Here is a 25128-nt window from a genome sequence, read left to right as displayed (position 1 = left end):
CATGGTTAAAGATTTTACGGCAGAAGAAATTATACAATATATTAGTGAAGCAGAGAAAGTAACGCCTTTAAAGGTTTATGTAAACGGCACATTTGAAAATGTTGAATTCCCAGAGTCATTTAAAGTATTTGGTTCTGAAACATCTAAAACAATTTTCTGTGATGCTAAAGATTGGAAGAGCTTTTATGACGCGAATCAATCAGCTATTACGGATTTAGAAATTGAACATGATCGTCGTAATTCAGCAATTCCATTAAAAGACTTAACAAATACAAATGCAAGAATCGAACCAGGTGCTTTCATTAGAGAACATGCAGTTATTGAAGACGGTGCTGTTGTGATGATGGGTGCTACAATCAATATCGGTGCTGTTGTTGGAGAAGGTACAATGGTAGATATGAACGCTACTTTAGGTGGACGTGCAACAACTGGTAAAAATGTACACGTTGGTGCTGGATCAGTATTAGCGGGTGTTATCGAACCACCAAGTGCATCACCTGTTGTGATTGAAGATGACGTATTAATCGGTGCAAATGCTGTTATCCTTGAAGGCGTTAGAGTCGGCAAAGGTGCAATCGTTGCAGCTGGTGCTATCGTAACTAAAGATGTTCCAGCTGGTGCAGTAGTAGCTGGTACACCTGCTAAAGTTATTAAACAATCAGCAGATGTACAAGATGGTAAAAAAGAAATTGTATCTGCTTTACGTAATTTAAATCAATAATATCATTTTAGTCGGGGCGGGACTGCGATATCATTTTCCTTAAATGAAATTTCTATCCCGCTCCCTCTTTCTATACATAATACAAAGGACTGAGTTAAATGTCTGAATTAGAATTTGTGAAAAATACAAGAAGATACTTACATCAACACCCAGAGTTAAGTATGCAAGAATATGAGACAACTGCGTATATTGAAGACTTCTTAAAACAATTAAATATTCCATACGAACGCCCTATTCAAACAGGTGTCATTGGTTATTTAGAAGGCAATTCGAATCATACAATTGCGTATCGAGCGGATATCGATGCCTTACCTATTCAAGAAGTAAACGATGTACCTTATAAAAGTACGGTTGATCAAGTAATGCATGCATGTGGTCATGATGGTCATACAACAGCATTAATGCTTTTTACACAACGTTGTAAAGCTTTATATGATAAAGGTGAATTACCGCATAATGTCGTGTTTATATTCCAACCTTCAGAAGAAACTGAAGCTGGTGCGAATCAATTAATCCAATCAAATGTGTTTGATAAATATAATATAGAGAAAATTTATGGCGTACACATTATGCCATTTGAAGATGTCGGCACAGTAGCCTTTAAAAATGATGAAATTACAGCCAGTGCAACAGAGTATCGATTTTACTTAAAAGGAAGTTCGAGTCATGTTGCCAGTAAAGAAGATGGTAAAGCAGCATCAGAAGCGATGATGCATGTATTATCTCAAGTTACACAAATTCAGCAATTTCATTTAAATGGTTTAAATCGCAATATTGTTCATGTTGGACAATTCAATGTTGGTGAAGCCATTAATACCGTTCCAGAGAATGGATACTTAGAAGGTACGATTCGTACATATGATACGAATGATCTTGAAATTGTTATAAATCAAATGCAAAAAATCGCAGAAAGTGTTGAATTGCTATTTGGAGTTATTTGTACGGTTGATTTTGCTAAAGGATATCCACCTACTACAAATGATGCACAATTATATGATGGCGTTAAAGAAGCTTTAACAAGCCTCGACTTAACATTACATGAACTTGAAAAGCCTTATTTATTTGGTGAAGACTTTAGTTTCTATCGTCAATTAGCACCAAGTTATTTTGTCTTTTTTGGAACACGAAATGTTGAAAAAGATTATATTTATGGTCTACATACAAATAGACTCAATTTCGATGAAGAAGTATTAATCAGTGTCGCTGATTACTATACAGCACTATTAAATCAAGGAGCGGACAAATAATGGTAGCACGTATTACGATTGATGAACAAAATTTTATAAAAAATGCTAAAAATGTTATTAAAGATAACAAAGTTATGGCTGTCGTGAAAAACGATGCATATCATTTTGGACTAGAATTCGCAGTTAAATCCTTTATTCAGGCTGGTATTCAAACATTCAGTACGACATCACTTCATGAAGCAGTAAGAATTCGTGAAATAGATAAACAAGTGAATATCTTTTTGATGAATCCTTCTATCGAATTTGAAACATTAAAGGCACATAACATCGCGATGACGTTACCTTCATTGACGTTCTATCATGAACATGTAGAAGATTTAGCAGGCGTTAAATTACATTTAGAACTTGAAAATCTACTACACCGTTCTGGTTTGAAAGACCAAGATGAAATGTTGCAAGTACTCAAACATAATGAAAGCTTACCTATTGCAGAGCAAGCGATTATTGAAGGGATTTGGACACATTTCGGATATGCAGATGAATTTGGTGGCGATGAATATGAAACAGAAAGACAAGCTTGGATTGATTGTTTATCATTTATATTAGACCAAGGTTATGCCTTCAAATTTATTCACGCGCAAAATAGTGCAAGTTATGTTCGAGAAGACGGATTGTTCAATCAACATACGCATGCTCGTCTTGGTATTATACTTTATGGGTCAAGACCTTATAGTACCCTCTCTACTACACTTACAGATCAGAACTTTACGGTTACAGCTAATGTGATACAAGTTCGCCCTATTAAAAAAGGAGAAACTTGTGGATATAGTTTCCAATATACAGCTGATAAAGATTGTAACATTGCTGTAGTTGATATTGGCTATGGAGACGGTATACTTAAGACAAGAGCGAAACATGATGTACTTATTAATCAACAACGCTATCCAATTAGAGGGTTGATGATGAGTCACATGTTCGTTGAAGTAGATGATACAATCCAAAGTGGTGATCAAGTTGTTATGTATAGTAACGATATAAGGATTGATGAATTTACATTTAAAGGTGTTGGTGCAAATTCTGAGCAAATCAGTGCATTAAACCATCATTCATTAATAAAGGAGATTAGATAATGACAGTTAAATATAATGACCAAGGTGTTCTTACAATGGGCAATGTATCATTACAAACGATAGCTGCAAGTTTTGGTACCCCTACTATCGTATATGATGAGGAACAAATTAGAACACAATGTAGAAGATTCCATGAAGCATTTAAAGAAAGTGGCTTATCATATAATATCTCGTATGCTTCTAAAGCTTTTAGTAGTATTCAATTGTTTAAATTGATGGCAGAAGAAGAAATGGGTCTAGATGTCGTATCTGAAGGTGAATTATATACAGCTTTAGCAAGTGGATTTGATCCAAGTAAAATTCATTTTCATGGTAACAATAAGACGAATGAAGAAATTGAATATGCGATTGAAAGCGGCGTTGAATATTTCGTCATTGATTCTTTAGATGAAATCACACGTATTAATAGATTAGCTTCTAAGCCTATTAAAGCTGTATTAAGAGTGAATCCTGGCGTTGAAGCACATACACATGAATTTATCCAAACAGGTCAAGAAGATAGTAAATTTGGCTTGTCTATTAAACATGGTACTGCACTTGAAGGTGTTCGTGCTTTACAAGCATCAGATAAAATTGATTTTAAAGGAATTCACTTCCATATTGGATCACAAATTTTTGAAGCTGATGGTACTATCAACACAATCCAAATCGTATTTGAATGGTTAAAAGAACATGATATTGAGATTGATATATTAAATTTAGGTGGCGGTTTTAGTATTAAATATACTGAAGCGGATAAAAGCTACCCTATTGAAGATGGTATTAAATTGATTACAGATGCCATTAAAGAAAATAGTCAAAAATATGATATGGCTATTCCAGAGATTTCTATAGAGCCAGGACGTTCAATTGTTGGTGAAGCGGGTGTTACGTTGTATCAAGTAGGAACAATTAAAGAGATTCCTAATGTTAATACGTATGTATCAATTGATGGTGGTATGAGTGATCATATTAGAACGGCACTTTATGATGCTCAATATGAAGCATTGTTAGTGAATAGAAATGATGAAGACACACATGACGTTACAATTGCTGGTAAGTTATGTGAATCAGGTGACTTAATTGGCAGAGATATGAAACTTCCTAAATCTACAAAAATCGGTGATTATATTGCTGTATTATCTACAGGTGCTTACCACTACTCTATGAGTTCAAATTATAATCAAATGCTTAAACCTTCAGTTCTATTTGTTAAAGATGGAAAAGCGAGAGAAGTTATTAAGCGACAAACATTAAAACAATTGATTATGAATGACGTAAAATAATAAGCTGAAAACTTGAAATTTATTATTAAATAATAACAATATGATAACGCAAAAAGAAACCCTAACATTGTTAGGGTTTCTTTTTAGTCGTTCAAATTCATATATATTATAGTTTTACAACGTTTGCAGCTTGTGGGCCACGGTCGCCTTCAACTACTTCGAATTCTACTGCTTGACCTTCTTCTAAAGATTTGTAACCTTCTTGGTTAATTGCTGAGAAATGTACGAATACGTCATTTTCTCCTTCAATTTCGATGAAGCCAAATCCTTTTTCTGCGTTAAACCATTTAACTGTACCTTGTTTCATAATTGTGAAACCTCCAAGACTAAAATTCAATATGCGATATTCGCATATTACAAAAAACACAATTAATTAATAATGTTATTTGCAATATGGAATAACGATATTGCTATTTCTTATTATACGTCACAGAATATTCAAATGCAATACCATTTAAGATATTTTCAGAATTTATTATTTTGGTAATGGCGTATAAATTGAATTGTCATTTAATATAAGAATACTATAAAATATTTGCATATCTTCTTCACAGTCTTCACAGTAAGAAAGATCACAATTATTATAGAAAGCATGTATGTTATGTTTACCTACAAGTTCATTCGTAAACTTCGTTTGATATTGATTAAGTAAATTATGATATTGCGTGACCATTTCATCATAATCCTGACATTCAATTTCTTTAATGATATAGTCTTTCCAATCGTCAAACAGCCACCATCCCTCATAATCTGTTCGGATTGTTACGATTTTATACATCTTAAAATCTCCCCTATTTAGAAAATTGCCCTAGAGTTAATTTAAATCTTATTGAATATTAAATCAAGAAAATAGCTTGTGGGTTTGTTTCTAATTATTAGTTTTTTTACACTGAACCCTTTATAATAAAGATATGAGGTGATAAATATGAACGGAAAACATATTAAAGTTTTTGGACGTGTACAAGGTGTTGGGTTTCGATTTTTCACAGCTCAACTCGCTAAGAAACATAAAATAGTTGGTACCGTTGAAAATGTCAGCGATTATGTAGAAATATACGCAAGTGGTGAAGAAGATCAATTAGAACAATTTGTTAATGGTGTTATCCAGGGAGTAGCGCCAGCTTCAGTTGTAGAAAATTATACAATCGAAGATACCACTTTAGACGAAAAAACAAAGCATTTCAAAACGTTATAAATTAGGAAGATGACAATGAAATATAATTTATCATATGTATTAGGTGCTTTATTAGCAGTGCCTATATCATTTATTGCTTTTTTATTTAGTGTTTTTCAATTAGATTTAAATTTTCTTATAGATATGGCTGTATTTGCTGGCACTTACGTTATTAGCTTTTTACCTATACAATGGTATAGTTCAAGACGTTATTTAAAAGAAATGGGTTTAACGCGTCGAGAATTCCATTTTATTAGAAAACAATTAAACGAAGCGCAGCCCAAATTGAAAAGACTTTATAAAAATTATATGCGTATTAGATCGTATAAAGAATTCAAGAATTTAAACGAAGTCGCTAAATTGGCACGTACAATTTATAACACGGTTAAACAGTCACCTGAGAAATTTTATAAAGTAGAAAGTTTCTTCTACTCTCACTTAGACAATACCGTGAATTTAATTGATAATTACACAATATTACAACGTATGCCAAATAAATCTAAAGAAGAAAAAGCTAAACTGAAACAAACAAAGCTCACGATTGATGAAAACAAACGAACACTCGTTGCCGATTTAAAAGAATTAAATGAATCGAGTTATCATCAATTAGATATTGAAATGGAACTTGCTGATATTGCTAAACAAAGAAATAGCTATAGAAAAGGCATTCCAGAATCAACGAAAGAAAAAGTAAATTTAACAAAAACTCATAAAAAATATGAATATGAAATGGAGCGTAACAATGACTGAAACGAATAAGAACTTATTTGACGACCTTATTGATGACCCATTTAAAGATTCATCAGAAGCGTTAACACCACAAACTTCAGAAATTACAGAACAGCAAACCCCTTCTGATGTCACGTCAACTTATGAAAAGACATTCTCAGATGAAGATCAACGTAAAATTGATGAAATTGCTAAGCAGATAAAGCCATTAGATAATGATGGTCTTCTACTCTATGGTCAACAAGCTCAAAATAAATTATCCCAGTTTTCACATCAAATGCTTACTCAAGTACAATCTAAAGATGTGGGCCCTATTGGTAATTCATTAAGAAACTTAATGAATAAATTAAAAGAAATAAATCCAGATGAATTACAAAAACAAAATCAATCTAGATTGAAACGTATTTTTAGAAGAGCTGAACGTTCTGTAAATGAAATGTTTAGTAAATATCAATCTGTTGGTGCACAAGTCGACCGTATATCTGTAGAATTGCAGAAATCACAAAATATGCTGATGAAAGATGTTGGCTTATTAGATCAATTATATGAAGAAAATAAAGCTTACTTTGATGCATTAAATATTTATATCGCAGCAGCAGAAAAGAAACGCGACGAGTTGAAACAACATAATCTTGTAGAATTAGAACAAAAAGTTAAAGCATCTAATAACCAAATGGATGTACAAGAACTGGCAGATTTACAACAATATATTAATCGACTAGAAAAAAGAATTTATGATTTACAACTTTCTAGACAAATCACATTACAATCTGCTCCACAAATTAGAATGATACAAAATATTAACCAAACTTTAGCAGAAAAAATTCAAAGTTCAATTTTAACAAGTATCCCATTATGGAAGAACCAAATGGCAATCGCGTTAACACTTTTAAGACAACAAGGCGCGTCAGAAGCTCAGAAAAAAGTAACAGATACAACTAATGAATTATTGCTGAAGAACTCTGAAATGTTGAAACAGAATGCAATTAGAACAGCTGAAGAAAATGAACGAGGCATCGTTGATATCGAAACATTGAAGACCACTCAAACTAATATAGTAGATACAATTCAAGAAACATTACGCATACAAGAAGACGGCACACGCAAACGTCAGCAAGCAGAACAAGAATTGCAAAGCTTAGAACAAGACTTAAAAATAAAATTATTACAACTCAAAGATGAACAGCAGCAATTGAGAAACACTTTTAAATCATAATTAATAGAATCCACCAACAAACTTCGCATTTGTTGGTGGATTTTTGTTTTGTGGATGAGAGGTGTGCGTTGTGACGGCTTAGTTAAGTGAATAGCTCTTCTGAGTCTTGGCTTAAGTGTAGAATAAAGCCAAGAGTGATGTGAACCCAAATATTTGAACTAAACAAATCAAAATATTGGGGTGCATTCTAATGAGGAAAAAATATGAATTTAAATTCAAACTAAAACTTGTAAAAGAATATTTAGAAGGACATCAAAGTTATAGAACAATTGCTTTAAAATATGGTATTTCAAGTTGGTCTGTCCTTCGGATTTGGGTCAATCAATATAAAGAGTTTGGAGAAGAAGGTTTAGAAATAAAAAGTAGAAATACTGTTTATACTAGCGAATTTAAATTATCTGTTTTAAAATTTAGACAAGAAAATATGTTGTCTTATCAAGATACTGCGAATCACTTTAGAATTATTAATCCTATTATCATTGCCAATTGGCAACATCAATTTGATGAAAAGTGTCGTCTTGATATAGATAATAAACAAAAGGGACGATCTCACACTATGACTAAAAAACGATCTGAATCAGATAATAAAAATTTACCTTTAAATGAAAATGAACGTGAAGAACTTGAAAGACTTAGAAATGAAAATGAGACGTTAAAGGCAGGTATAGCTTATCAAAAAAAGTTACAAGCCTTGACCGACATTTACGGAAGCAAAAATCAGAAATAGTAAAGGTCATTAAGGAACTAAATGAAACATATAATATACGATTAAGTATCTTATTTAAAGTCGCTCAAATAGCTAAATCTGTATACTATTATTGGATAAATAAATTTAGTAAAGCTGATAAAGATGAAACATTGATTCAAGTAATAAAAGAAATATGTGAAGAATCAAACCATACCTATGGTTATCGTCGTGTTACACAAGCACTAAGAAATAGAGGTCTTATCGTAAATCATAAAAAAGTACTAAGAATTATGAAAGAACATAATCTAACTTGTACAAAGTTCACACATAGAGGTCGTAAGTATCGTTCCTTTAAAGGTAAAGTTGGTAAAGTAGCTCAAAATATATTAAATCGTAGATTTAAAACAAGTCTCCCATTTCAAAAAGTCGTAACAGATATTACAGAGTTCAAATTAATGAATGGTCAGAAATTATATTTATCACCTTTTATGGACTTATATAGTTCAGAGATTATCAGCTTTAAAATCTCAAGTCGTCCTACATTAGATATAGTCATCAATCCATTAAAAGAAATGATAAAGCGTCGTCCAAACCTAGATCATCGTTTAACGATTCATTCAGATCAAGGCTGGCATTATCAACATTCACAATACACTAGATTATTAAAAGACCATAAAATATTTCAGAGTATGTCTAGAAAAGGTAATTGTCTAGATAATTCAGTTATGGAAAACTTTTTTGGGTTACTTAAACAAGAAATGTATTATGGCCAAGAATTTAAAGATTTTCAGGACCTTGAACAAGCTATTCATCGATATATCGATTTTTATAATAACGAAAGAATCAAATCAAAATTAAAAGGCTTATCTCCCAAAAATTACAGGAGACAAACCTTTGAAATAATATACTAATTAAGGTTTAGATTTTTGGGTTCAGTACAGAGATGGACCAAGTCATGGCTTAAGTATTGAATAAAGCCAAGAGATTGTCTAAGTCATAGCTTAATTACTTAGTTAGGCTAAGACTTGGTTTTAGATGTGAGTTAAAGCCAGAATAAACACACGAGATCGTCAAACATGTGAGTTGTACCCTAACAAACTCACATCTCCTACACCCTCTGCTCATCCATACACACTGTTACATAAATTGGCCTAAGAAATACCCCATTAATGTTCCGACGTAATTTCCGATTACATAACCTAAAGTACCGATAATTAAAATAGGTCCGACTAATCCTTGCCAACCTTTTGAAATTGCTAACGCAGCTGCTGTTGTTGGTCCTCCGGCATTAGCGTTACTAGCGAGTAACATTTCCTCTATATTGAATTTGAATAATTTTCCGAAGAACAGTGTTATAGATAAATTGAAAATCAAAATAACGGCAACGAAAATAAATAATAATGGTGCAGTTTTGATAATGATTGGTATAGATGCAGGTACACCTATTACCACAAAGAAAATATATATTAAAAATGTACCGAGTTCATCAGAAGCGTTTAAATTCTCAAAGAATTTACTAAACATAGCTACTGTAACAAGTGTTAATGTCGTTAATAATAAAAATTGGTCACCTATAATACTCACTAATATTTCCATAAAGTGATTGTTTTTAGGAATGTATTCATTTACAAGTTCTGAAATTTTAAAGCTAATCGCAACTAACACAAATGCTATAGAAATCGAATAAGCAATATCTTTTAAACTTATTTCATTTCGTTTCCAATATGCTTCTGCTTGATTACTATTTGCATCATCGTTTGAATTATAAAGCCTTTTAAAATATTTTTTAACAAATTTCATATTTGGTAGTGTAATCAGTACAATGAAGTAGAACGCCATTACAGTATTATCAGCTACAACCGTTGCAGATACTAATTCACCTGGTGTTTGGAATTTTGTACTAAGTGCTGCAAAATTCACACCACCACCTGTGTAACTACCTGTCATCATAGCACCGATTTTATCTAGTTCAGGTATAAATTGGTGAAGTAATAAAAATCCTACAGCAACACCTACTACAGTACCTACTGAACTGATTAGGAATATGAATAAAAGTCTTCTACTTTCTTTCCATATTTTAAATATGTTTGATCTGAATAAAAGTAAAGGAATTGCTAATGGAATAACATATTCCCATACTTGATCATAAACTGGCGATTCAATCGGAATAATATTGAGATTGGAAAATATCATCGCACCAACTAATGCAATGATAGCGCCTGTTAGTTTTGCAGCAAATTGATACCTTTGTTCTAAGAAGATACTAAGCGCAGCAATACCTACTAGAATTGCCCATAATAACCATGTTTCATCTTTGTTTATAAATGCATTTAATATCATGAAAACCAACCCCTTTTTATATTGTTATCAATATGATGACATAAAAAATAAGAATCTTCAAAATTATTTTGAAGATTCTTATACAACTTACGAATATGTGATTGGTGCTTGATTCTTAACTTTACCAATTATAAATCCAATAATGAATCCGACGATTGCAAATGGAATCCATTCCATTTGGTGAGTTGATAAAGGTAATTGTTGAATAAATCCAATTTTTGCCCAACCCATTTGGTTTACAACTGATATTAATGAAATAATTGTTACAAGTGCTACTGATAATTGCTGTGCGATTGGTGGTGTACCAACGTATTTAGCAAGAACAATTAATAATACAGCTGTAATTGCGATTGGATATAACACTAATAATACTGGTAGTGAACCTTTAATTACTGTAGTTAAACCTTGGTTTGAAAGGATGAAACTAACTAATGTAAAGATTGTTACAAACCATTTGTAAGAAATTTTAGGTATAATTTCGTGGAAGAATTCACTCACTGATACGATTAAACCTGTAGCTGTTGTTAAACAAGCTAATGCAACGATAATACCGATTAAATATTTACCAAACTCGCCGAATGCTAATTGCGCGGCTGTTGTTAAGAGATATGTACCGATATTTTGACCGTTATCGTTTAATTCTTTAATTGTCTCAGCTGAAACGTTCATGTGATTTCCGATCCAACCTAATGAGATGTAAATAAATCCAAGTGCAATTGCTGCAATAACACCTGCATAAATTGTTTGTTTGAATAATCCTGTTTCTCTCGTTACACCTTTACTCTTAATTGCTGTAATAACAATTAGGGAGAAAGCAATAGCTGCGATAGCATCCATTGTTAAGTAACCTTCAACGAAACCTTTACCAAAGCTTGTTCCAGCACTACTATAAACAGCAGGATCACCTGGAACAGGTGCTTCTCCACCTAATGAGAAGAATGCTTTAATAATTAATGCTGTAATTGAAATTAATAGTAATGGTGTTAAAATCTCACCGACTTTATCGACCATTTTACTTGAGTTGAAACTTAAGTAAAAGACAATCACAAAGTAAATCAGTGAGAATATAAATAAAGCCATTGAACTATTTGTATCAAAAATTGGTGTAATACCCATCTCGAAAGATGTTGCTGCTGTACGTGGTATTGCGAATAATGGTCCTATTGTTAAAGAAATTGCAACTAATAATACAATTGCAAAGACAGGATGAATTTTACTTAATGAAACTCTGTATCCCTTTTCCTCAATCGAACCTGCGATTACACCAATAAGTGGTAAACCGATTCCCGTAATTACAAAACCAAATATTGCTGGCCAGAAGAAATGACCGCTCGATAATCCTAATGCTGGTGGAAAGATTAAGTTCCCGGCACCAAAGAATATCGCAAATAACATAAACCCTACTACAAAAATATTCTTGTTCATATATTTTACTCCTTTTACGTCTTACAATAATTTATATTCTATCATTGCAGTTTGTTTTCGTCTATATGAAATTTCTGAAAATTTAAAAAAGAATGTTATTATTTAGGTTTGTTAATTATATAGATTGCAACAGTAATTTTTTCAATAACGGTGCCAACTGGTATGGTAAATTTTCAACACCTTCTACAAATAAACTTTGTTTACCATAGATGTTATGAACAGTCTTTTTCGTTGCTTCATCAATCACGTCTTGATTAAGGAATACATTAAAGACATAAATCCCTTGTTTATCTGCTTCTATCACAGCTTCATGTGTATCTATAATGCCGTCTTCTGCATAATCAAAAGCTGAAGGTTCTCCGTCAGAAAATACAATTAAGAATTTTTGAGACTCAGATCTTTGAAGTAAATGTTGAGTTGCAACTCTTAATGCGACACCGTCTCTATTATCATCTTGCGGTTCTAGTGTCATAATTCTTGCATCATTCTGTTTAAGTGTTGATTCATTATATAAGATAAGTTCTTCAATAGAATTAGGTTGATTTAATTTATCAGCTTCAAAAGCATCCTCACTAAAACCAAGAATTTCATGTTTAATATCTAAATTTTTCAGTGTTTCATGGAATAAGACGACACCTTTTTTAGTTTCTTCCATTTTGTCATGCATACTTGCTGATGCATCAACTAATAATGTAAATGTTGCATCTAATTTTCTACTAAATGCATCTTTTTTGAAGAATAGTTTATATTGATCATCGATAAACCAATTTAGTAAATTCTTTTGTAATCGACCTTTAGTTAAGTTCTCTCTTATATCACTATATTGATGATTCATAGATTTTTGGATAATGCTCGTTAAGTCTTTTATTTCAAACTGAACACTATCGACAGCTTCTTTATAAGCTTCGATATGCGTTGGTAAAATATATGGTCGATTGAATGTAAGAGAAACATTTTGGTTAATACCTTTAAGTTGATATTGCTGATTAAGACCTTGTGCGCCGCCCTCTTCATCATCTAAAGTATTGTTAGAACCCTTACCTTTTTTCTCCATCATATCCGTCATATCATCACCAGCGTCACCTTCTCTATCGTTATCTGTCAGAATGTCGCTATTTTCACCTTCGTGAAGTTCCATTTCTAAATAAGATTTGCTGTCAGTTTGACTGTCGTTCGTCTTTGTTTCAGCATCTGCAGTTTCAATATCATCTGGATCATGTTCTTGTTCATGACTTTGATCAGAGTTAGCTGCATCTTGACGTTTTAAATCTTCTAAAGTCCATTCTTCTTCATAAGAACGATAAATACGCTCAGGGATATGATAATACTGGTTGAGCATATCTTCTTTTAATAAATAATCCACTAAAATCATAATACTTACTGCTAGATCATAACTATCTTCCGATGATTGCAAGTTGAATATTTGGGTTAATCGATTAAACACTTGTACGAGTGCATCATCAAAATCCTCATTTATTGAAATATTGTTGATGAAATTTTCATTTAAAATCGCATGTTCTATTGCTAAAAATAATAAGTCTGTATAAGTTGTCTTCGTTTGATAAACGTGAATTTGACTATTATTTTGTTTGATTTTGACGTTCAATCTATGCTTAAACAACTTTTTAGTGACTGGACGTTTAGACATAATCAAATTTGAAAGACGATATTCTTCAATAAGCATAAATAATTGTTTGAAAAAGCTCATATGATCAAATGACTCATCTAATACTTCTTTGTAAATACCTGGATCTGTATGTTTAAATCCTAGAGTATCTAACATGATGTCAGATTTTAGCCCTGCATTTATAATGTGTTCGAGTCGATGTAACCATGTGAAACTTACATTACATGTATTGTTGATAGGATCATAGTGTTGGAATTTTTGGAAAGAAACTTTAACGTTTGGATCTTCAAGTAATAATTTAGCTAAATCAGTTAACATCATTATTTGTTGTGCATCGATTTGTTCGTCATTAAATAATATAAAACGATCACTCATGATATTCTCCTTACTCGAAAATTAATTCAATAGCATTTTGTATAGCTTGTTGTTCTCTTTCGTCGTCTATTTTGTCTATAATGGCGCGTTTAATCGCACGTCTAACTGGAATAACAGTCGCTAAATCAGCTAAGTCAATCAATGCTCTTATACTCGCTGATTCTTCTGAAATTTGACCTTGGCTCGACATAATGCGTAAATCTTTATTAAATTGAACGATTGAATCGATGATTTCATCATCTTGTAATGCACTTTGTTCTTTAATAATCATTTTTAATGTTTCACCATCTATATAATCAATATCTAAGACAACGAATCTGTTTTTTAATGCTTCGTTCATTGGTAACGTTCCGATATAGCCTACGTTGATTGCGGCAACGACTGAAAATCCTTCTTTAGCTTGTACGACTTCACCAGTAAATGGATTTGTTAACGCTCTTCTAAAATCTAATACACCATTTAAAATAGGTAACGTTTCTGGTTTCGCCATATTGATTTCATCGATATATAAAATGTCACCATTCTTCATCGCTTTAATAACAGGTCCATCGATAAATACGATTTGTTGATGACCTTGTTCATTTGTTTCAATTGTTTTGAAACCTAATAAGCTTTCTGCATCTAAATCTACAGAACAGTTTACAGAATGCATTGGTTTATTTAAATCTCTCGCAAGTGTTTCAGCGAGTTTCGTTTTTCCTGAACCAGTCGGTCCTTTTAAAAGTATATTCTTATTAAGCTTTATCATAGACAAAGCGTCATCATATATAGTTTCGTCGTTGTTTAAATATTTATTAAAATTAGCCATTATGTTCTCCTTTAGTACATTTTATAAACTTAAAAAAGAGCCCGGAACATATAGATGTATCAGACTCTTATCGTATATTTATACTTCTTTAAAGTATGTTTTGTAGTAGCCGCCAACATGACCAGAATTATCAATGATTTGATAATATTCTTCTGTTTCATTAACGACATCGTATGTTTTACCTACTGTTAACATATCAGATACTTTAAATTTTTGTGCATCTGTATGTGTAACTTCTACTTGTTTTATAACGTGATTTTCTTTCCAAGTTTCATGTAACATAAATAAACCGCTCCTTTAATTCACTGTGTCATATGTAATTGTAATGATGATGCCAGTTAAGTCACGCACATATAACGAAATTAAGCCGGCTTCATGTTTAATAATATGATGTTCCATTTCAATTTCTTTAACGTGATTAACTATTTTTTCAAAATGATCGATATCATCAATGGAGATTGCTACTCTTTCGATAGGTGGATTTAATGACTCAATCGCATTTGGATAATCAATCAAATGTAACTCTCCGCCATTTCCACCAGCACCGACTTTAAATACGATAGCTGACTCATCATCTATTGTCTTGTATTCGGCAAACAATTGCAACTCAAAAATATTATTTAATAATGAGCCAGTTGCTTGTGTCTCAGGTGATTTAACCATGACCGGCCCAATTCCTTGAATTTGATGAATGGGACTAATTGGACCACCATCATAAGCAGTTCCAAGAGGTACACCAGAATTTTGTTCATCAGAAATAAGATGTAACGCATGTCCATTATTATCATAAAATTTAAATAGATGCTTAGCATTTAATTGTTGCACAGATTCATATTTAACTTGATGATCATCAAATTGTTGTTTATATTCATATAATGCGTAATCAGTCGGTACACGTAAAGCTATCCCGTGAAAATGCGTATCTAATTGTTCTGAATCACCAGAATATTGCTTGAAAATCAGTCTCGTACCAGGTGCAAGATTTGCATCACCTATATGTAAGATATTCTTTTCGTGGTTCATCAAGGTATTAAGCCCTAAAATATCTTTATAAAATGACTCTGTTTCTTTAATATCAAAAGTCCATAATGTAACACTTCTTAGTCCATTCATGAATATCTCTCCTATATATGAATTCCTATAAATTATATCAAATAAATTCAAAGTATGACAAATCAATCAAATTGAGAATAATGAAAAATATATTTTTGGGTTGTATGGGTGCCGTTACGAACAAGTTTAGCCGAAAGTGTTCATAAGAGCGGCGTTACGAACAAGTCTGGTCGAAAGTGTTCATAAGAGCCGCAGTATTTACACTTCTTATGAGTTTTTAAATAAGAACCCCGTTATTAGCAGTTCTGGCCGAAAGTGCAAATAACCTCAATCCATATTAACTTTTATATACAATAAAAGCCACCAATATCACATAAAATTGGTGGCAAAATCCATTATCTATTTTTCTTACTCAATCGTTCTTCCATTTGTTTAATTTTATCCTTATTGTGTTTCAATGATTCTATAATTTGAGCCTTTTTCTTTTCGACTCGTGCTTTCGTTTCTTCGTAATTCTCATCTTCTGCAGCACGTTTCTCATAGTAATACGCGTCTTCTTTCCAACGTTCATGTATCGATTTACCCATAGTATCCCCCATTTAAAATTATTGTTTTAATTCAATACTTTCTTTATAGTAAGCCATTTTCATATAAAAATAAAACCACAACTCAGAATTGAGATGATTCATAAAACGAAAAAAATACAACGACGATTTCCGCCGTTGTATTTTCCTTTAATCCTATATTAAGATTCTAATAATAAATCTTCTGGATTTTCAATTAAGTCTTTAATTGTTTTTAAGAATCCTACTGCTTGTTTTCCATCAATAATTCTGTGGTCATAGCTTAACGCGATGTACATCATCGGTCTATTTTCCATACGATCTTTATCAATTGCAATTGGTCTTGTAACAATTGAGTGCATACCTAAAATAGCAGCTTGTGTACCATTGATAATTGGTGTAGACATTAATGAACCAAATACACCACCATTAGTTATCGTGAATGATCCACCCATCATGTCATCTAAGCCTAATTTTTTGTCTTTAGCTTTAACAGCTAAGTCTACGATATCTTGTTCGATTTCAGCGAAGTTTTTCTTGTCACAATCTTTAACGATTGGTACTACTAAACCTTCTTCTGTAGAAACGGCAATACCGATATCATAGAATTGTTTAAGTACTAAATCAGTACCATCAATTTCAGCATTTACATCAGGATATTTCTTCAATGCTGCAACTGCTGCTTTAGTGAAGAATGACATGAATCCTAAACGTGTACCGTTATGGTCTTCTTGGAATTTTTCTTTCTTACGTTTACGTAATTCCATTACGTTAGTCATATCAACTTCATTAAATGTTGTTAACATAGCTGTATTATTAGATACTTCTAATAATTTCTTAGCTATTGTTTGACGTCTACGTGATAATTTCTCACGAACAACAGGTTTAGAAGGATTGTCATTAGATTTAGCTTGTGCTGGTTGGCTTTTCTCAGCTGGTTTAGCTTGTGGTTGAGGTTTAGCTGCACTTTCAACGTCTTCTGGACGAATAACGTCGCCTGCTTGAGTCTTAACCTTGCTTAAGTCGATACCTTTTTCACGTGCTAAACGACGTGCTGATGGTGTTGCTTGAATTCTTTCATTTGAAGATGCTGTTTCTTCTTTAGTTTCTGTAGATTCTGGTTTACCTGCATCTTCTTTAGATGGTTCTTCTTGCTTTTCAGGTTTAGCATCGTTTGAAGCTGGTTGTGCTTCTCCGTCTGAAACGACTGCAATGACTGAACCTACTTCAACAGTATCGCCTTCTTCAGCTTTGATTTCAGTTAGAACACCTGCAACTTCTGAAATGACTTCAACATTTACTTTGTCAGTTTCAAGTTCGACGATATTTTCGCCTTTTTCAACTTGGTCACCAACTGATTTGAGCCATTCTGAAATTGTTCCTTCTGTAATTGATTCTGCTAATTCTGGTACTTTTACCTCTGACATGATTCTTTTCCCCCTAATTATGTTTTAAAGCTTCTTGGATTACTTTACTTTGTATAAGTTTGTATATTTCGCCGTCGCCTTCTGCAGTTGAAGAACGTACTTTACGACCGTGATATTCAAGCTCTACTTTGCGATCTTCTAGAATGTCTTGAAGTTTTAAGCTAACAAATGACCAAGCACCTTGGTTTTTCGCTTCTTCTTGAACCCAACGAACTGTTTCAAGATTTCTGAATTCAGAAAGAACGTTCTTTATCTCTTCTTTAGGGAATGGATAAAGTTGTTCAAGTGCAATTAAACAAAGTTCATCGTTAGGATTTTTTTGTAATTCAGTTTTTAAGTCAATAAACATTTTTCCTGATGAAATAATAACTTTCTTAACTTTAGTCTTCTTGTATGGTTCAACTAAAATTGGTTCAAATTGTCCTTTAGTGAATTCTTCAATTGGACGAGAAACAATTTTATTTCTTAATAAGCTTTTTGGTGACATTAAGACTAATGGTCTCATTTTATCTGTGTTAAGATATTTTGCATGTCTTCTTAATAAGTGATAATAGTTAGAAGCACTTGTTAAGTTAGCGATTGTCATGTTGTTTTCACCAGCTAATTGTAAAAATCTTTCCAATCTTGCTGATGAATGTTCAGGACCTTGTCCTTCATTACTATGTGGTAAGAATAAAGCTAAACCACTCTTTTCTCCCCATTTAGCATTACTGTTAGATAAGAAGTTATCGAATATCATTTGTGCCATATTTGCAAAGTCACCGTATTGTGCTTCCCAAATATTAAATGATTGTGGATGATCAACATTATAACCATATTCAAAACCAACTACTGCAGCTTCAGATAATGGTGAGTTATGAATATCGAATGATGCTTTACCATTCGGTACGTGATGTAATGGAATAAATAACTTTCCATCTTTCTCATCATGTAAAACAGCATGTCTATGCGCGAATGTTCCACGTTCTGAATCTTGTCCAGTTAATCGAATTGGTGTACCATTTTGTAAAATTGTCGCAAATGCAAGTTGTTCAGCATGTGCCCAGTCTACAAGACCGTCTTTTTCAAATGGTTCACGACGTCTATCTAATACTTTGTTTAACTTCTTGAAGACTGTGAAATCTTCTGGATAATCAAACATTGCATCATTGATCGCTTTTAATTCTTCATAAGTAGCGTTTGCTAACTCATAATCTTGTCCTTCACTGATGTTATCAGGTAAAGACATTTCTGGATTATCCATCTCAGCATCTTTATCAATCTTGTCATGAGCAGCTCTTAAGCGTTTCGTTACATCTTCAAATATTTCATTCATTTCAGCTTCTGTAATAATGCCTTCTTCGACAAGTTTTTTACCATAAATATGTTCAATAGATGGATGTTGTTTAATCGCTTTATACATCATTGGATTTGTAATAGATGGTTCGTCCATTTCGTTATGTCCATAACGTCTATAACCAACTAAATCGATGACGAAATCTTTATTGAATTTCTCTCTGAAGTCCATTGCCATTTCAATAGCTTTAACAGTAGCTTCAACATCATCTGCATTTACATGGATAATTGGTAAGTCATAGCCTTTTGCAACATCTGTTGAATATGTTGTTGAGCGTCCATCATCAACTTCAGTTGTGAAACCAATTCTGTTATTCGTAATGATGTGTAATGAACCACCAGTTGTGTAACCATCTAAGTTACTTAAGTTCATAGATTCAAAGTTAATACCTTGTCCAGGGAATGCAGCATCCCCATGAATTAAGACTGCAAGTGATTTATTAACATCTTGACTTGGTCTACCTACATCTGCTGTTGTATCTTGATTTGCTCTCGCTTTACCAAGAACGACTGGAGAAACGATTTCTAGGTGACTTGGGTTGTTTGCTAAAGTAATCGATTGTTCGATACCATATTTACTTGTTGTCTTCGTACCACCTAAGTGATATTTAACATCGCCAGTCCAACCAGCTGTGATTTCTAAAGAACCATCTTTCGGTAAGAAAATAAGTGGGTTCTTATGCATAAATTCAGAAATCATCATTTCATATGGCTTTTCTAATACGTGAGTTAAAACGTTTAATCTACCCCTATGCGCCATACCAATTTGGATGTTTGGTATATTTGCAGCATTCGTACGTTTTAAGACTCTTTGTAACATTGGTACTAAACTATCTACACCCTCGATTGAGAAGCGTTTAGCGCCTACGAAATTCTTATGGATATATTTTTCAAAGCCTTCTACTTCAGCTAAACTTTTTAATAGTTCGATTTTTTCTTCTTTAGTAATTTCAATTGTATGTGTTGATTCGATATATCTCTTCAACCATACGCGTTCTTCATTATTATTAATATGCGTGTACTCAAAAGCGATAGGACCTTGGTAACAAGAAGTCATATATTCTATTGCTTCATATGCATTGTTAAATTCTCCATCAAAGTGATCTGATACGATAACTGCTGGAAGTTTTTCCAAAGTTTCTTTTGAAAGTCCAAAGTCTTGATGAGTTAATTTTGGTACGTTTTTTCTTTCTGGACGGTACACTGGATAAATATCTGCAGTTAAATGTCCATACTGTCTGATATTATCAATTAAACGCATTACACGTTTTACACTTGAGTTGTCCACCCCAGTACTTGATTGTAGGCCAGCGCCTGTGTTGTTACTTGTTAATTCATCGAATAACACTTGCAAGTCTTTCGGTACTGACTCTGGATCATTAACGTAATTATCATACATTTCTAACATTAACCCTAAGTTAGTTCCAAATCTTACAGGTGCTTCGACATGATTATCATTCTTCATGTTCCACCCTCCAAGAAAATTATAAACCGTTTACATTTCCATTTTAGCACTTAACAGTATTGAGTTAAAGGCTAATTTGACAATATTGAACTTATTTGTTTATAAAAGATTCTTTGAATACAACTGATATTTTTGTGTACTCATTCACAACACTTTCAACTTTCACAATTCCGTCATAAGAATTGACTAATTTCTTAGCAATTGAAAGGCCGAGTCCATTGCCGCCTTCTTTTCTAGAACGTGATTTATCAACTCTATAAAAGCGGTCAAATATGAATTCTAAGTCTTTTTGAGGTATGCCCACACCATGGTCAATAATATCAATTGTAATATTTCTGTTTTTTAAATTCGTCACAATTTCAATGTTTTTATTTTTCTTATCATATTTCATAGCATTATCAATAAAGATTAATAACATTTGTTCAAAATGAAATCGATTGATATTCATTCTAATTGCGTTGTAATTTGATTCGAAATTGAATGTATAATCTGGATGTAATTTCTTTAATGATTTAATTCTAGAATTTATTTCATAGTTGATATCGACAATATCAATCTCATCACCTGTACTTGATCGAGCGTCTTTTGATAATAGTAGTAGTTCTTCAACGAGTTTCGTAATACGTGTCATTTCTTCAATAGAAATATCTAAAGATTCTTCTAATACTTCTGGATTGTTTTTGCCCCACCTTTGAATGAGGTTTAAGTGACCTTGTATAATTTGCAGCGGCGTTCTCAATTCATGTGAAGCATCTTCGACGAATTGTTTCTGTTGGTCAAAAGAACTTTCCAATTGTTCCATCATTCTATTAAAGGTCTGGATCATATCGTCTGTTTCTTCATAGTTTGTTGGGACTTCAAGCTTTTCTTGGAAACCGTCTCTACGAATTTGTTTCATTTTATCGGATAATATCGTAATAGGTTTCGTGATTTGCGATGAAAATACATAACTGATTAATGCAATTAAGAACAATGCCGTTAATCCAAATACAGTTGCTAGTATAATCATAAATTTAATGATGGCATCATAATTTGCTAGCGGATGGACAACAGCTTCATAACCACTGAAATAACTTGTGTTTACAGGTGTATAAACGACAATATATGATTTGTTATTTTGTTTCGTTTCATAAACTTTAAGTTGATTCACGCGCTCAAATTTCGGCGTATAATCTAAATCATTATTATGCGTTTCTTCAAAAATCGGTTTACCAAATCTATCATATAGCACAAGCTTTTGATTATCCGTTATCGTCGCATTAGTATCTGTTGAAGTAATTTGACCAAGAGTCTTCGTCTTCAATAAATTAATGGTGTCATATGTACTTCTTGTTGCTGTGCTTGTTTCTTGGTCTTTCAAATATAAACTAATGAAATAAATGATAAACATACTGAACAAAGCAAATATAATAAACGTAATCGTCGTCGTAAGCATCATCCATTTAGTTTTTAATGATTGTTGTTTCATGATCTGATCACGTATCCCACTCCTCTAACAGTTTCGATAATATTCTCTTTCTTGAATAGTTTAAGTTTGTTACGTAAATAACGAATATATACGTCCACAACATTAGTCTCAACTTCTGACTCATAACCCCATACATGATTTAAAATCTGCTCTCTTTGTAAGACGAAATTTTGATTTTCAGCTAGTAATAATAACAATTCGTATTCAGTCTTCGTTAAATCAATAGATTCACCATGGATAGATACAGAAAAAGCATTTTTATCAATTGTTAAGTCATTAACAGTAATTGTGTGACTTATTGGTTCAACTGTGACGTTTCTTCTAATAATAACGCGAATTCTCGCTAATAATTCTTCAATATCAAATGGTTTAACAATATAGTCATCTGCGCCATAATCAAGACCAATAACTTTATCATATGTATCGCCCTTAGCCGTTATCATAATAATCGGCGTATCTTTCTCACGACGAACACGTCTACATACTTCAAGACCATTCATTTTTGGTAACATGAGATCTAATAATATACAGTTGTAATCTTCTGCTAAAGCTTGGTTTAGTCCGCTCTCACCATCATTACATATTTCTACTTCATAGTCCTCATGCTTAAGTTCTAATTCTATAAATCTTGCTAAATTTTGTTCATCTTCTATGATGAGTATCTTTTTCATAGTGCCACCTCGTAATAAAATTATAAAAGTTTTCAATTTTCAATTGACAATGATTCTCAGTTAGTTATAATAGTAATTGAAAATGATTATCAATCAAATAAAAGAGTTCCCCCTCTAGTAAAAGATAACATTTTCGAGTTTAACATGTTCATTATATATGAGCATCACTATTTTATCATTTAAAATAGTAAAAAATTTAAATAACTAATTGACATTCATTCTCAATTGGTTATAATAGTAATTGAAAATGATTATCAATCAAATAAAAGAGTTCCCCCTCTAAGTATAGATTGAACATTTTCTATAACCCCCTTTTATGCCCATAAAAGTAAAATAGCCGTAGTGATTCTGTCCAAATCACTGCGGCTGTTTTTTGTTTGGATTTATTGAGGGATAGAAGCGTTATGAGCAGTTCTCGCGAGAACTGCAAATAACGGTATCAGTATTAGCACTTTTGATAAGAACTGCAAATAACGGCGTCAGTATTAGCACTTTTGATAAGAACTGCAAATAACGGTATCAGTATTAGCACTTTTGGTGAGAACTGCAAATAACGGTATCAGTATTAGCACTTTTGGTGAGAACTGCAAATAACGAGGTTCTTATAAACACTTCTGACGAAACTTGTTCGTAACGGGTGCCTTATAAACACTTCTAACCAAACTTGTTCATAACGGGTGCCTTATGAATACTTTCAGCCAAACTTGTTCATAACGGCAGCTAATTCCAAAAAAATAAGTATGGAACAGCTCATCCTGTTCCATACTCATCTATAATTTCTTTCGTATCATACTTTGAGTTAACATTATGCAAATGACGCCGCCGATTATACCAGCGATGATATCAGTTGGATAATGTACGCCTAAATATACGCGTGATGATGATATCATTGCAATACAAATGACACATAACCCTATCAAATAAGGTCGTATAGATTTGTTTGCTACTCTAAATATAATGAATATCAGTGATCCGAAAAATGCGGTGGATCCCATTGCATGTCCGCTCGGAAAACTAAATCCAGATATATCTATCAGTCTAAGTAAAGTTGGTCTTTCTCTGTCGAATATATTTTTAAGAAGTGGATTTAATGTACCTGATAAAATCATCGTAACTGCAAAAAATAATGTTTCAATGTTATATTTTTTAAGTTTTAAGTAACAAATCACGATGAGTGATAAGGCAATCATTGCCCAAACTTCTCCTAGTTTTGTGAAACCAAGCATTATAGAAGTCGTTATAAAGCTTTCAGTTGAATATATAAAGTTATAAACTTCATTATCAATCCATTTACCGAGTCTTGATTCATGGAAAAATGCAATGACTCCAAATATCAAACTAAATATTAGTATGAGTAAAGTACGGTTTGCTTGGCTCATTCGATTGCCCCCTTTACTTTATGTCTGATTCGATTTTGTTGAATAGTGTTTCTTTAGTATAACTTTCTTTGAAATGTGACATTTTGTCAATAATAGCTTCACGTTCGTTTTCTAATTTATCAAGTTGACTAATCAGATTAGCTTGGTTCACATCTTTTTCTTGTAATACTTTAGCATATCCATTTTTCTCAAAAATTTTAGCATTATCAATTTGGTCTCCTCTTGATTGATCTAAACCAAGTGGGATTAATAACATTGGTAACTTCAATGTCGCAAATTCATATATAGCGTTAGCCCCTGCTCTACTGATGACAGTGTCTGTAATCGCATAGAAGTGCATTAATTCATTTGAAACAAACTCATATTGGACATAGTTGTCGTTTTTAATACTATGATCTACATGACCTTTACCAGTTAAATTAATAATTTGATATTTCTTTGTTAAATAGTCTAAGTTATCTCGAATCGCTTTATTTAATGCTTTAGAACCTAAACTACCACCCATTACGAGTAATACAGGTAATTGATCATTAAAGCCCGTTGATTGATAGCCTTCTTCTTTAGAGCCATCTCTTAAATCTTCTCTAATAATCGCACCAATATAATCTGATTTTTCTTTAGGTACATATTTTAAAGTTTCTTCAAAAGTTGTATACATTTTATTAGCAAATTTCATTGAAATTTTATTTGCTAAACCTGGTGTAACATCTGATTCATGTACAATTGATGGAATTTTTAATGATTTGGCTGCGATAATAACTGGAACACTGACAAATCCACCTTTAGAAAAGACTAAATCTGGTTTTTCTTTTTTTAATACTTTTCTAGCGTCTAATATACCTTTTAATACTTTAAAGACGTCTTTTAAATTCTCAAAAGATAAATATCGACGTAACTTCCCGCTTGAAATCGGAATATATTTCGTATCTTTGGCAGAGTCTGTAATCATTTCTTTCTCAATACCGTTTTTAGATCCAATATATATTGTTTTTATATCACGCTTTTGTGCTTCAGGAATGAGTGCTAAATTTACTGCAACATGTCCTATCGTACCGCCACCGGTAAATGCTATCTTCTTCATG

24 protein-coding genes are annotated in these 25128 nt (G+C 32.5%); 9 read left to right on the top strand and 15 right to left on the bottom strand.

The window, feature by feature from the left end:
- The first annotated feature begins 1 nt into the window (after position 1).
- From dapD to lysA, 4 genes are all read left to right on the top strand, one after another.
- Complete coding sequence (gene dapD, locus MUA60_RS08105) at positions 2-721, top strand: 2,3,4,5-tetrahydropyridine-2,6-dicarboxylate N-acetyltransferase (RefSeq protein WP_262647827.1); 720 nt, start codon at positions 2-4, stop codon at positions 719-721.
- A gap of 98 nt (positions 722-819) precedes the next feature.
- A complete protein-coding gene (locus tag MUA60_RS08100) occupies positions 820-1968 on the top strand; it encodes a M20 metallopeptidase family protein (protein ID WP_262647826.1) in 1149 nt (382 codons plus the stop codon).
- Positions 1968-3038 carry an alanine racemase gene (alr, locus tag MUA60_RS08095; protein ID WP_262647825.1) on the top strand — a complete coding sequence of 357 codons (1071 nt, stop codon included), beginning with the start codon at positions 1968-1970 and terminating at the stop codon, positions 3036-3038. Before MUA60_RS08100 ends, alr begins: the two co-directional genes overlap by 1 nt.
- On the top strand, positions 3038-4303 hold the full coding sequence (gene lysA, locus MUA60_RS08090; RefSeq protein WP_107577143.1) for a diaminopimelate decarboxylase: 1266 nt from the start codon (positions 3038-3040) through the stop codon (positions 4301-4303). The genes alr and lysA overlap by 1 nt, the downstream gene beginning before the upstream one ends.
- A gap of 106 nt (positions 4304-4409) precedes the next feature.
- Here the strand turns inward: lysA and cspA are convergent, their stop codons facing one another.
- Both cspA and MUA60_RS08080 read right to left on the bottom strand, forming a co-directional pair.
- Positions 4410-4610, bottom strand: coding sequence for a cold shock protein CspA (cspA, locus tag MUA60_RS08085; protein ID WP_016912585.1), 201 nt, complete (start codon positions 4608-4610; stop codon positions 4410-4412).
- A gap of 168 nt (positions 4611-4778) precedes the next feature.
- Positions 4779-5081, bottom strand: a complete 303-nt coding sequence (locus MUA60_RS08080) for a DUF1033 family protein (RefSeq protein WP_262647824.1) — start codon at positions 5079-5081, stop codon at positions 4779-4781.
- Positions 5082-5228: 147 nt separating this feature from the next.
- On the opposite strand from MUA60_RS08080, the gene MUA60_RS08075 reads away from it, so the two are divergent.
- The 5 genes from MUA60_RS08075 (at position 5229) to MUA60_RS08055 (ending at position 9021) form a co-directional block, all read left to right on the top strand.
- On the top strand, positions 5229-5498 hold the full coding sequence (locus tag MUA60_RS08075; protein ID WP_243558494.1) for an acylphosphatase: 270 nt from the start codon (positions 5229-5231) through the stop codon (positions 5496-5498).
- A 15-nt stretch (positions 5499-5513) separates the two neighbouring features.
- Entirely contained in the window at positions 5514-6227 is a 714-nt protein-coding gene (locus MUA60_RS08070; RefSeq protein WP_025906028.1) for a 5-bromo-4-chloroindolyl phosphate hydrolysis family protein, read from the top strand.
- On the top strand, positions 6220-7422 hold the full coding sequence (locus MUA60_RS08065; protein ID WP_262647823.1) for a toxic anion resistance protein: 1203 nt from the start codon (positions 6220-6222) through the stop codon (positions 7420-7422). Before MUA60_RS08070 ends, MUA60_RS08065 begins: the two co-directional genes overlap by 8 nt.
- A 190-nt stretch (positions 7423-7612) precedes the next feature.
- Positions 7613-8149 (top strand): transposase, encoded by a 537-nt coding sequence (locus MUA60_RS08060; protein WP_262647822.1) that lies wholly within the window; start codon positions 7613-7615, stop codon positions 8147-8149.
- On the top strand, positions 8146-9021 hold the full coding sequence (locus tag MUA60_RS08055; RefSeq protein WP_316964813.1) for an IS3 family transposase: 876 nt from the start codon (positions 8146-8148) through the stop codon (positions 9019-9021). Before MUA60_RS08060 ends, MUA60_RS08055 begins: the two co-directional genes overlap by 4 nt.
- 226 nt (positions 9022-9247) lie before the next feature.
- On the opposite strand, the gene MUA60_RS08050 is transcribed toward MUA60_RS08055, so the two are convergent.
- The 13 genes from MUA60_RS08050 to MUA60_RS07990 form a co-directional block, all read right to left on the bottom strand.
- Positions 9248-10450, bottom strand: coding sequence for a DUF819 family protein (locus tag MUA60_RS08050; protein WP_262647821.1), 1203 nt, complete (start codon positions 10448-10450; stop codon positions 9248-9250).
- An 87-nt stretch (positions 10451-10537) separates the two neighbouring features.
- Positions 10538-11875: a branched-chain amino acid transport system II carrier protein gene (gene brnQ, locus MUA60_RS08045; RefSeq protein ID WP_262647820.1), complete on the bottom strand. Its 1338-nt coding sequence runs from the start codon at positions 11873-11875 to the stop codon at positions 10538-10540.
- 115 nt (positions 11876-11990) lie between these two features.
- On the bottom strand, positions 11991-13877 hold the full coding sequence (locus MUA60_RS08040; protein ID WP_262647819.1) for a vWA domain-containing protein: 1887 nt from the start codon (positions 13875-13877) through the stop codon (positions 11991-11993).
- 10 nt (positions 13878-13887) lie between these two features.
- Positions 13888-14685, bottom strand: coding sequence for an ATP-binding protein (locus tag MUA60_RS08035; protein ID WP_204170198.1), 798 nt, complete (start codon positions 14683-14685; stop codon positions 13888-13890).
- Positions 14686-14763: 78 nt separating this feature from the next.
- A complete protein-coding gene (locus MUA60_RS08030; protein WP_025905040.1) occupies positions 14764-14967 on the bottom strand; it encodes a DUF6501 family protein in 204 nt (67 codons plus the stop codon).
- A gap of 15 nt (positions 14968-14982) precedes the next feature.
- A complete protein-coding gene (locus MUA60_RS08025; RefSeq protein ID WP_262647818.1) occupies positions 14983-15798 on the bottom strand; it encodes a VOC family protein in 816 nt (271 codons plus the stop codon).
- A 335-nt stretch (positions 15799-16133) separates the two neighbouring features.
- Positions 16134-16325, bottom strand: coding sequence for a hypothetical protein (locus MUA60_RS08020; protein ID WP_159315679.1), 192 nt, complete (start codon positions 16323-16325; stop codon positions 16134-16136).
- 158 nt (positions 16326-16483) lie between these two features.
- Complete coding sequence (gene odhB / locus MUA60_RS08015; RefSeq protein ID WP_262647817.1) at positions 16484-17728, bottom strand: 2-oxoglutarate dehydrogenase complex dihydrolipoyllysine-residue succinyltransferase; 1245 nt, start codon at positions 17726-17728, stop codon at positions 16484-16486.
- 13 nt (positions 17729-17741) lie between these two features.
- Complete coding sequence (locus MUA60_RS08010) at positions 17742-20528, bottom strand: 2-oxoglutarate dehydrogenase E1 component (RefSeq protein WP_262647816.1); 2787 nt, start codon at positions 20526-20528, stop codon at positions 17742-17744.
- A gap of 91 nt (positions 20529-20619) precedes the next feature.
- Positions 20620-21996: a HAMP domain-containing sensor histidine kinase gene (locus MUA60_RS08005; protein ID WP_262647815.1), complete on the bottom strand. Its 1377-nt coding sequence runs from the start codon at positions 21994-21996 to the stop codon at positions 20620-20622.
- Positions 21993-22667: a response regulator transcription factor gene (locus tag MUA60_RS08000; protein WP_262647814.1), complete on the bottom strand. Its 675-nt coding sequence runs from the start codon at positions 22665-22667 to the stop codon at positions 21993-21995. Before MUA60_RS08000 ends, MUA60_RS08005 begins: the two co-directional genes overlap by 4 nt.
- A gap of 770 nt (positions 22668-23437) precedes the next feature.
- Positions 23438-24046, bottom strand: coding sequence for a phosphatase PAP2 family protein (locus MUA60_RS07995; protein WP_262647813.1), 609 nt, complete (start codon positions 24044-24046; stop codon positions 23438-23440).
- Between the two features lie 13 nt (positions 24047-24059).
- Entirely contained in the window at positions 24060-25127 is a 1068-nt protein-coding gene (locus MUA60_RS07990; RefSeq protein ID WP_262647812.1) for an undecaprenyldiphospho-muramoylpentapeptide beta-N-acetylglucosaminyltransferase, read from the bottom strand.
- Position 25128: the final 1 nt, after the last annotated feature.

Origin of the sequence: Mammaliicoccus sciuri, from assembly GCF_025561425.1 — a bacterium.
Lineage (GTDB): Bacteria > Bacillota > Bacilli > Staphylococcales > Staphylococcaceae > Mammaliicoccus > Mammaliicoccus sciuri_A.
The sequence above is the reverse complement of the archived record's forward strand: the minus strand, read 5'-3'. Positions and strand labels throughout refer to the sequence as shown.

Excerpts from the sequence above, each read along its gene's own strand:
- dapD (WP_262647827.1), top strand. The coding sequence starts at position 2 with ATGGTTAAAGATTTTACGGCAGAAGAAATTATACAATATATTAGTGAA.
- MUA60_RS08100 (WP_262647826.1), top strand. The coding sequence starts at position 820 with ATGTCTGAATTAGAATTTGTGAAAAATACAAGAAGATACTTACATCAA.
- alr (WP_262647825.1), top strand. The coding sequence starts at position 1,968 with ATGGTAGCACGTATTACGATTGATGAACAAAATTTTATAAAAAATGCT.
- lysA (WP_107577143.1), top strand. The coding sequence starts at position 3,038 with ATGACAGTTAAATATAATGACCAAGGTGTTCTTACAATGGGCAATGTA.
- cspA (WP_016912585.1), bottom strand. The coding sequence starts at position 4,610 with ATGAAACAAGGTACAGTTAAATGGTTTAACGCAGAAAAAGGATTTGGC.
- MUA60_RS08080 (WP_262647824.1), bottom strand. The coding sequence starts at position 5,081 with ATGTATAAAATCGTAACAATCCGAACAGATTATGAGGGATGGTGGCTG.
- MUA60_RS08075 (WP_243558494.1), top strand. The coding sequence starts at position 5,229 with ATGAACGGAAAACATATTAAAGTTTTTGGACGTGTACAAGGTGTTGGG.
- MUA60_RS08070 (WP_025906028.1), top strand. The coding sequence starts at position 5,514 with ATGAAATATAATTTATCATATGTATTAGGTGCTTTATTAGCAGTGCCT.
- MUA60_RS08065 (WP_262647823.1), top strand. The coding sequence starts at position 6,220 with ATGACTGAAACGAATAAGAACTTATTTGACGACCTTATTGATGACCCA.
- MUA60_RS08060 (WP_262647822.1), top strand. The coding sequence starts at position 7,613 with ATGAGGAAAAAATATGAATTTAAATTCAAACTAAAACTTGTAAAAGAA.
- MUA60_RS08050 (WP_262647821.1), bottom strand. The coding sequence starts at position 10,450 with ATGATATTAAATGCATTTATAAACAAAGATGAAACATGGTTATTATGG.
- brnQ (WP_262647820.1), bottom strand. The coding sequence starts at position 11,875 with ATGAACAAGAATATTTTTGTAGTAGGGTTTATGTTATTTGCGATATTC.
- MUA60_RS08040 (WP_262647819.1), bottom strand. The coding sequence starts at position 13,877 with ATGAGTGATCGTTTTATATTATTTAATGACGAACAAATCGATGCACAA.
- MUA60_RS08035 (WP_204170198.1), bottom strand. The coding sequence starts at position 14,685 with ATGGCTAATTTTAATAAATATTTAAACAACGACGAAACTATATATGAT.
- MUA60_RS08030 (WP_025905040.1), bottom strand. The coding sequence starts at position 14,967 with ATGTTACATGAAACTTGGAAAGAAAATCACGTTATAAAACAAGTAGAA.
- MUA60_RS08025 (WP_262647818.1), bottom strand. The coding sequence starts at position 15,798 with ATGAATGGACTAAGAAGTGTTACATTATGGACTTTTGATATTAAAGAA.
- MUA60_RS08020 (WP_159315679.1), bottom strand. The coding sequence starts at position 16,325 with ATGGGTAAATCGATACATGAACGTTGGAAAGAAGACGCGTATTACTAT.
- odhB (WP_262647817.1), bottom strand. The coding sequence starts at position 17,728 with ATGTCAGAGGTAAAAGTACCAGAATTAGCAGAATCAATTACAGAAGGA.
- MUA60_RS08010 (WP_262647816.1), bottom strand. The coding sequence starts at position 20,528 with ATGAAGAATGATAATCATGTCGAAGCACCTGTAAGATTTGGAACTAAC.
- MUA60_RS08005 (WP_262647815.1), bottom strand. The coding sequence starts at position 21,996 with ATGAAACAACAATCATTAAAAACTAAATGGATGATGCTTACGACGACG.
- MUA60_RS08000 (WP_262647814.1), bottom strand. The coding sequence starts at position 22,667 with ATGAAAAAGATACTCATCATAGAAGATGAACAAAATTTAGCAAGATTT.
- MUA60_RS07995 (WP_262647813.1), bottom strand. The coding sequence starts at position 24,046 with ATGAGCCAAGCAAACCGTACTTTACTCATACTAATATTTAGTTTGATA.
- MUA60_RS07990 (WP_262647812.1), bottom strand. The coding sequence starts at position 25,127 with ATGAAGAAGATAGCATTTACCGGTGGCGGTACGATAGGACATGTTGCA.